The following is a 6,852-nucleotide window of genomic DNA, read 5'->3' as shown; positions in this document are numbered from 1 at the left end:
GGCTCACGACGCCCAGCGAGGCCAACAGCCAGTAGCCGACGACGACGAGCAGCAGGATGCCGAGCGGTGCGGCCGGGAAGGACCGCGCGGCGTCGAGGAACTCCCGCATCCGCTTCTCCCCCTCGACGAACTGTCCGGAACCAACCGTGTGCCCATGGGCGATGAGTGAGCTGTTCTCGTCGCTCACACATCACCGGGTCCGACCCGCCCGGAACCAGATCGGTTGGGTACTGGTTCACGGCGGCGGGCCGTCCGGTGGCGCAGGATGGGGGCAGTCGCAAGCTACCGTGAGGACCCTCTCGATGTACGTTCCCGCGCACTTCGCCCCCGACGACGACGCGGTCCACGAGCTGTTGGCCGGCCACGGCGCCGCCGACCTGGTCACGGCCACCGCCGACGGCCTGGTCGCCACGATGCTGCCGTTCCTCTACGACCGTGAGGAGGGCACCCTGCGGGGGCATTTCGCGCGCAATAACGAGCACTGGCGCCGCCCGGTGATCGGTGACGCACTGGTCATCGTGCGCGGGCCCGACTCGTACATCACGCCGTCCTGGTACGCCTCGAAGGCCGAGCACGGGCGCGTCGTCCCCACCTGGAACTACCTGACCGCGCACGTGTACGGCGGCCTCACCGTGCACGATGACCCGGACTGGGTCGCCGACGTCGTGCGTCGCCTCACCGAGCGCCACGAGGCCGGGCGGTCGCGGCCGTGGTCGGTCGACGATGCCCCGGAGCGGTTCGTCCAGGGGCAGTTGCGGGCCATCGTCGGCGTGGAGGTGACGATCGGCCGCATCGAGGCGAAGTTCAAGCTCAGCCAGAACCGGCCCGCCGCCGACGTCGACGGAGTGATCGACGGGCTCCGCCGCTCCGGCGACGAGGCCGGCGCGGCCGCCGTCGAGCGCTACCGTCCCTGACCCGGGGCGGACTCTTACACCAGGTAGCCGCCGAAGGTCGTCATGTCACCAACAAGTTCACACTTTCGGAGCGTCCGGCGTGAGATCGTGGCGCAAGGTGACACAAGGTGATCATCTTCGTGTAAGGTTTCACTCGCTGGCCCGGCCTGGGGCCGGCACTCTCCAGTGGTTCGTCAGCGGGTGTCGCCCGAGTCCCCATCTTCCCCGAGTCAGCTCGGGCGACACCCCACGAACCCGCCGTAGCGGCTGGCGATCGTGGCGGCACGGTCGCGCAGGGACGCGCGCAACCACTCCGGGGACAGGGCTTCCGCGTTCGTGGCCAGCTGCCACAGCGCCCATTCGGCGTGCCGTGAATCTTGGAAGATCACCTCCAGCCGCGGCCAGCCGTCGGCTCCGGGTTCTTCGGCGCGGACGGCCAGCGCGGTGCTCACCAGCTCCTCCCGTCGCGCCGGGTTCACCCGCACCAGCACGGTCACCTGGTCGCCGCCGCTCCGAAACCGCGCGCCGCGCTCCTGCCAGGCCCGGTCCAGGTCGACCCGGCTCGGTCGCTCGGCGGGTTCGGTGAGTTCCTCGGCGGCCAGCACTCGGGACAGCCGGTAGGTGCGGTCCGCGCCCGACCTGGTGGCCAGCAGGTAGCCCTGGCCGCGCACGGTGACCAGCCCGATCGGGTCCACCGTGCGCCACTTCGGGGCCTGGTCCACGGCCGCGTAGTGGATGCGCAGCTTGTGTCCGGCGAACACCGCGCGCCGGATCTCGGCCACGATGGCGTCCGGCACCTCCTCGGCGACCTGCCGACGCGAGAGGAGGTCGGTCTCCGGGTCGATGAGCAACCGCTCGGCCACGACCGCCGCGGTGTTCCGATGGCTTTCGGGTAGCGCGTCGACCACCTTGAGCATCGCCGAGGCGAGCGCCGAGCCGAGCCCGAAAGCCTGCGCGCCGCGCCGTGATCCGGCGACCAGCAAGGCGAGGGCCTCGTCGTCGTTCAGTCCGGTGAGTTCGGTCCGGAAACCGGGCAGCAACGCGAAACCGCCGTGCCGACCGCGTTCGGCGTAGACCGGAACCCCTGCCGCGGACAGGGATTCGATGTCGCGCAGCACGGTGCGGGTGGACACCTCCAGCTCGCGGGCCAACGCCGTCGCGGACAGCCGACCACGCTGGCGCAGCAGCAACACCAGCGAGACCAACCGGTCGGCGCGCATGCGAGAACATTATCGAATACACGACACAGGATGTCGTGATTCGCCGAGAGGCTTCGTCCCACAAGCTCTCGATGAATCGGATGGAACTGAGATGGCAGTGGAACGAACGGCGATCAACCCGGTGACGTGGTCTGTGGCGATGGGCTTCAACCAGGGCGAGGTCGTCTCCGTGCACACCCGCACCCTGTACTGCTCCGGGCAGACCGCGATGAGCGGCGACGGCGAACCCCAGTACGACGGTGACATGGCGGCGCAGGTGGCGCTGAGCCTGGACAACCTGGAGGCCGTGCTTGGCGAGGCGGGCATGTCGCTGGCGAACCTCGTCCGGCTCAACGTCTACACCACCGACGTCGACCTGCTTTTCCAGCACTACGGCGTGCTGGCGGCGCGGTTGGGCGCCGCCCGGGTGGCCCCGACCACCACGATGCTTGGGGTGACCCGGCTGGCGATCCCCGGCCAACTGGTGGAGCTGGAGGGAACCGCCGTCGCGTGAGGCACGGGCTAGCGGTCGAGGTAGGCCCGTAGGCCCTCGATCATCAGTCCCAGCCCGAAGTCGAACAGGTCCTCGCCGCTGCCGGCAAAGGCGTCCTCGGACAGCGCAGCCATCATGGGGTACTTGCCGGTGGCCAGGGCCTTCTCCAGGATCGGCGCCTGCGTTGTCCAGAACTCCTCGTCGGTGACGCCGGTCCGCTCCTCGGCCCGCTTGGCGTTGACCATCGAGCGGGCGCAGCTGCTGACGAACCCGTCGACGAGCACCAGGATGTTGACCTTCTTCTGGTCCGACAGCGCCATCCCACTCAGCCCGCTCAGGGCGTGTTCGATGCCCGCGAGCTGGTTCGGGCCGAGCACCGGGCGGGCCTGGTCGACCTGCAGCATCCACGGGTGGCGCAGGTAGAGGTCCATCGCACCGCGCGCGTAGCGCTCCACGGCGGCCCGCCAGTCGGTCACGGGCTCGGCGTCGGACTCGGGGATGACGCAGACCCGGTCGAGCATCAGATCGAGCAGTTCGGCCTTGCCCGGCACGTAGCGGTACAGCGACATGACGCCCGCGCCGAGTTCGCTGGAGATCCGCCGCATCGACACCGCCTCCAGGCCGTCGGCGTCGGCGATGGCCACGGCGGCGGCGACGATCCGCTCCAGGGTGAGGCCGGGTTTGCGGCCGCGTCCGGGTTTGTCGGCGAAGTCCCACAGCAGTTCCAGGCTGCGGTTCAGGTCGCCGCTGCCGCTGTGTTCCATCGCCATCCGGTGCTCCCGACAAATTGATGGGTACACCGTACCCATATTCGGGTACGGTGTACGCATGCCTGGTGAAGAGTATGCCGTCCTCGCGGAGGACTTGCAGAAGCGGTATGGGGAGAAGCGCGCGCTCGACGGTCTCGACCTGACGGTTCGGCGCGGCGAGGTGCACGGGCTACTGGGGCCCAACGGCGCGGGGAAGACGACGGCGGTGCGCATCCTGGCGACGCTGCTGAGGATGGACGGCGGCCGAGCGGTGGTCGCCGGACACGATGTGGCGCGCGAACCCGCGCTGGTGCGCCGCAGCATCGGCCTGGCGGGCCAGTTCGCGGCGGTGGACGAGATCCTGTCCGGTCGGCAGAACCTGGAGATGTTCGGCCGCCTGTTCCACCTGGGCGGGCGCGCGGCGAACGCCAGGGCGAAGGAGTTGCTGGTCCAGTTCGATCTGGAGGAGGCGGCCGAGAAGACGGTCAAGGACTACAGCGGGGGCATGCGCAGGCGGCTGGACCTGGCCGCGAGCATGATCCTGGCACCGGAGGTGATGTTCCTCGACGAGCCCACCACGGGGCTGGACCCGCGTGGCCGCAACGAGGTGTGGCAGGCGGTGCGGGCGCTGGTCGCGGAGGGAACGACGGTGCTGCTGACCACGCAGTACCTGGAGGAAGCCGATCAGCTGGCGGACCGGGTGGCGGTGATCGACCGCGGCCGGACGATCGCGGACGACACGCCGGACGCGCTCAAGCGGGACATCGGCGACCGCATCGAGGTGGTGGTCCGGGAGGCGGGCGACCTGCCGAAGGCGGCGAGCATCGTGGCCCGGGCGGCCTCGGCGGAGCCGACGGTCGACCAGGACGAGCGCACGGTTCAGGCCCCGGTGGAGGACCGGGTGGCGGCGCTGACCGAGGTCGCTCGGGCACTCGCCGACGCGGGGGTGCGGGTCGAGGACATCGGGTTGCGCAGGCCGACGCTCGATGAGGTGTTCTTGCGCCTGACGGGGCATCGGACGGAAGAAACCGAGGAGGCGGCCCGATGACCACCGCTGTGGATCACGCGCATCGCCCGGCCAAGGACCTCCGCGCGACCGACCCTCGACAAGCCGACACCACCACACACACCCATCACCCAGCGACCGCCGATCGCCTGGCCGATCAGCACCGCCCGACCAATCCCGAGGAGGCGGCCCCGTGACTACCGCTGTGGAAGCACCCAAAGGCAAGCTTTACTGGGCCGTCGCCGACTGCTTCACGATCGTGCGCCGGGACCTCAGCCACCTGATCCGGCAGCCCTCGCTGTTCGCGTGGCAGCTCGGGTTCCCGATCGTGTCCGTGCTGTTGTTCGTCTACGTGTTCGGCAGTGCGATGGACGTCGGCGCCGCCGACTACAAGAGTTTCGCGATGCCCGGCATGTTCGCGATGACCATGGCCTTCGGGTTCATGAACACCGCCTACCAGGTCGCCATCGACAAGGAGCGCGGCATCACCGACCGGTTCCGCTCGATGCCGATGGCGCAGTCCGCCGTCGTCACCGGGCGCGGGGTGTCCGACCTGTTCAGCGCGACCATCGACCTGGTGGTGCTGGCGGTGATCGCGCTGGTCGTCGGGTGGCGCTCCAACGGCTCGCTCATGGCGACGCTGTCGGCGTTCGCTTTGCTGCTGTTGCTGCGGTTCGCGCTGATCTGGATCGGGGTGTTCCTGGGTCTGCTGGTGCCGAACGTGGAGGCGGCGGGCAGCCTGTTCGCAGTCGCGTTCCCGTTCGGGATGATCTCCAGTGTCTTCACGCCACCGCACCTGATGCCCGACTGGCTAGGGGCGATCGCGATGTGGAATCCGGTGTCCTCCACCGCGAACGCGGTGCGCGAGCTGTTCGGCAACCCGGTGCCGACCGGCGGTAGCTGGATCGAGGGGAACGCGATGCTCATGGCGGTCGTGTGGCCGCTGGTGATCACCGTGGTGTTCCTTCCGCTGGCGGTGCGGAAGTTCCAGCGCCTAGGCCGCTGAGGAGGTCAGGCAGAAGGGGTGCCCAGCCGGGTCGGCCAACACCCGCCAACGGTGGCCGCCCGGCTGGTCCTTCGGCTTGGTCGAGAAGTCGCCGTCGGACTTGGGGTGAAGCTCGAACCCGGTGGCCTGCCTCATCATGCTGACGAAGTCAATCGCGCAGGCCAGGTCGCGGCGATAAGGTGCGGGCATGTCCCAGAACCGTCGCAAGACCCGGCTCGCCGCCTACGTGATCTGCGTCGACGACGGCAAAGTGCTGCTCTCGCGCTGGGTCAGCCCGAACGGGCCGGTGTGGATGCTGCCCGGCGGCGGGGTCGACTTCGGCGAGCACCCGATGGACGGCGCGGTCCGTGAGGTCGAAGAGGAAACGGGGTATATCGCCGAAATCGACACCCTGCTGGGCATCGACACGGTGGTGCGGCCGGACTTCCACGGCGTCCGGGTGATCTACGAGGGCCGGGTCATCGGCGGGGAGTTGCGGTTCGAGGTCGGCGGCAGCTCGGACATGGCGGGGTGGTTCGGCCTCGCCGAGATCGACGGGCTGGTCCACGCCGAGATGGTCGACACCGCGCTGGCCCTGCTGCGCACCCGCCCGGCGACGGGCAGGCTCGCCGGGTGAGTTTCCGGGGGTGAAATCCCGTCCACGATCGGGCAATGGCTGATCACGGTCTCTCCTGGTGAGATGATCAGATGACCAAGCACGACACCGCCAGGGACCGCGCGATCGGCAGCCTGTTCGCCGAACTGCGCGCTGCAGCCGAAATGAGCACATCGGTCGCGGCCGAGAAGGCAGGCTTCTCCAACGCCACCCTGAACCGGATGGAGAACGGCATCCGGCCGACCAGCCCCGAAGCCGCCGCCGCCCTGCTGACGGTCTACGCCGTCCCCAAAGTCGAACGCAAACGCATCCTCACGCTGATCAGCAGCCCACTGTCGCCCACGTGGTGGAGTCTGCTCGCCGACATCCGGGTGACCAGGCAGCCCATCCTGGCCATCTTCGAAGCCCAGGCAACGAAGATCTCGCACGTCAACGTGGTGCGCGTACCTGGTCTGCTCCAAATCCCCGCCTACGTCCGCTCGCTGATATACGCCAACGAGGGCATGACCGAGGAGTCCGAACACCGCATCAAGTCCCGATTGCAACGCCAGGAAGTGCTTCGCAAGCCACGTGCGCCAAAGTATTTCGCAGTGCTGGAGGAAGCCGCCCTTCGGAGGATGCACGGCGGCGCCGAGGTCATGGCCGAGCAGATCCAGCACATCGCCGACATGGCGGAGATGCCCCACATCGACGTGCGCGTAGCGCCCTTCGACTTGGAGCGGTGGGAGGGTTCCACCAGCAATTACGGCCTGATGGAGTACCGAAACGCGCCGACAATCCTGCATGTCGACACGTACACCGACGCACCAGAGCAAGTCGGGAAGTTTCAGACGAAGCTGGATACGATGCGTAGGGAGGCGCTGGGTTCAGCCGAATCGGTGAAATTTCTCCGCCGCGTGGCACTCGAATAC

At 68.6% G+C, this 6,852-nt stretch carries 9 protein-coding genes and 1 pseudogene; 6 read left to right on the top strand and 4 right to left on the bottom strand.

Features of this window, described 5'->3' with window-relative positions:
* Positions 1-187 (bottom strand): annotated as a pseudogene (locus tag ACRDSQ_RS17870) (hypothetical protein); the annotation flags it as partial.
* Between the two features lie 115 nt (positions 188-302).
* Here ACRDSQ_RS17870 and ACRDSQ_RS17865 point away from each other — a divergent pair.
* Positions 303-914: an FMN-binding negative transcriptional regulator gene (locus tag ACRDSQ_RS17865; protein ID WP_431422607.1), complete on the top strand. Its 612-nt coding sequence runs from the start codon at positions 303-305 to the stop codon at positions 912-914.
* A gap of 209 nt (positions 915-1,123) precedes the next feature.
* On the opposite strand, the gene ACRDSQ_RS17860 is transcribed toward ACRDSQ_RS17865, so the two are convergent.
* Positions 1,124-2,113 carry a helix-turn-helix transcriptional regulator gene (locus ACRDSQ_RS17860; RefSeq protein ID WP_431422606.1) on the bottom strand — a complete coding sequence of 330 codons (990 nt, stop codon included), beginning with the start codon at positions 2,111-2,113 and terminating at the stop codon, positions 1,124-1,126.
* 97 nt (positions 2,114-2,210) lie between these two features.
* Here ACRDSQ_RS17860 and ACRDSQ_RS17855 point away from each other — a divergent pair, with 97 nt between their 5' ends.
* Positions 2,211-2,606, top strand: a complete 396-nt coding sequence (locus tag ACRDSQ_RS17855) for a RidA family protein (protein ID WP_431422608.1) — start codon at positions 2,211-2,213, stop codon at positions 2,604-2,606.
* Between the two features lie 8 nt (positions 2,607-2,614).
* Here the strand turns inward: ACRDSQ_RS17855 and ACRDSQ_RS17850 are convergent, their stop codons facing one another.
* Positions 2,615-3,355 (bottom strand): TetR/AcrR family transcriptional regulator, encoded by a 741-nt coding sequence (locus ACRDSQ_RS17850; RefSeq protein ID WP_431422605.1) that lies wholly within the window; start codon positions 3,353-3,355, stop codon positions 2,615-2,617.
* 58 nt (positions 3,356-3,413) lie between these two features.
* Here ACRDSQ_RS17850 and ACRDSQ_RS17845 point away from each other — a divergent pair, with 58 nt between their 5' ends.
* Together ACRDSQ_RS17845 and ACRDSQ_RS17840 are read left to right on the top strand one after the other, a co-directional pair.
* Entirely contained in the window at positions 3,414-4,382 is a 969-nt protein-coding gene (locus tag ACRDSQ_RS17845; protein WP_431422603.1) for an ATP-binding cassette domain-containing protein, read from the top strand.
* Between the two features lie 151 nt (positions 4,383-4,533).
* Complete coding sequence (locus ACRDSQ_RS17840) at positions 4,534-5,346, top strand: ABC transporter permease (protein ID WP_431422602.1); 813 nt, start codon at positions 4,534-4,536, stop codon at positions 5,344-5,346.
* Here ACRDSQ_RS17840 and ACRDSQ_RS17835 read toward each other — a convergent pair.
* Positions 5,335-5,535, bottom strand: a complete 201-nt coding sequence (locus ACRDSQ_RS17835) for a hypothetical protein (protein ID WP_431422600.1) — start codon at positions 5,533-5,535, stop codon at positions 5,335-5,337. The two genes, ACRDSQ_RS17840 and ACRDSQ_RS17835, sit on opposite strands and share 12 nt — an antisense overlap.
* Here ACRDSQ_RS17835 and ACRDSQ_RS17830 point away from each other — a divergent pair.
* Both ACRDSQ_RS17830 and ACRDSQ_RS17825 read left to right on the top strand, forming a co-directional pair.
* Complete coding sequence (locus ACRDSQ_RS17830) at positions 5,534-5,962, top strand: NUDIX hydrolase (RefSeq protein ID WP_431422598.1); 429 nt, start codon at positions 5,534-5,536, stop codon at positions 5,960-5,962. The genes ACRDSQ_RS17835 and ACRDSQ_RS17830 overlap by 2 nt on opposite strands.
* A gap of 71 nt (positions 5,963-6,033) precedes the next feature.
* Positions 6,034-6,852, top strand: an 819-nt coding sequence (locus ACRDSQ_RS17825; RefSeq protein ID WP_431422597.1) for a helix-turn-helix domain-containing protein, incomplete at its 3' end; no start/stop codon positions are given.

This window comes from Actinokineospora sp., from assembly GCF_050699995.1.
GTDB lineage: Bacteria > Actinomycetota > Actinomycetes > Mycobacteriales > Pseudonocardiaceae > Actinokineospora.
Note: the sequence above shows the minus strand (reverse complement) of the source record. Positions and strands in the feature narration are given on the sequence as shown.

Coding starts and splice junctions, on each gene's coding strand:
- ACRDSQ_RS17865 (WP_431422607.1), top strand. CDS start 303: ATGTACGTTCCCGCGCACTTCGCCCCCGACGACGACGCGGTCCACGAG.
- ACRDSQ_RS17850 (WP_431422605.1), bottom strand. CDS start 3,355: ATGGCGATGGAACACAGCGGCAGCGGCGACCTGAACCGCAGCCTGGAA.
- ACRDSQ_RS17830 (WP_431422598.1), top strand. CDS start 5,534: ATGTCCCAGAACCGTCGCAAGACCCGGCTCGCCGCCTACGTGATCTGC.
- ACRDSQ_RS17845 (WP_431422603.1), top strand. CDS start 3,414: ATGCCTGGTGAAGAGTATGCCGTCCTCGCGGAGGACTTGCAGAAGCGG.
- ACRDSQ_RS17835 (WP_431422600.1), bottom strand. CDS start 5,535: ATGCCCGCACCTTATCGCCGCGACCTGGCCTGCGCGATTGACTTCGTC.
- ACRDSQ_RS17860 (WP_431422606.1), bottom strand. CDS start 2,113: ATGCGCGCCGACCGGTTGGTCTCGCTGGTGTTGCTGCTGCGCCAGCGT.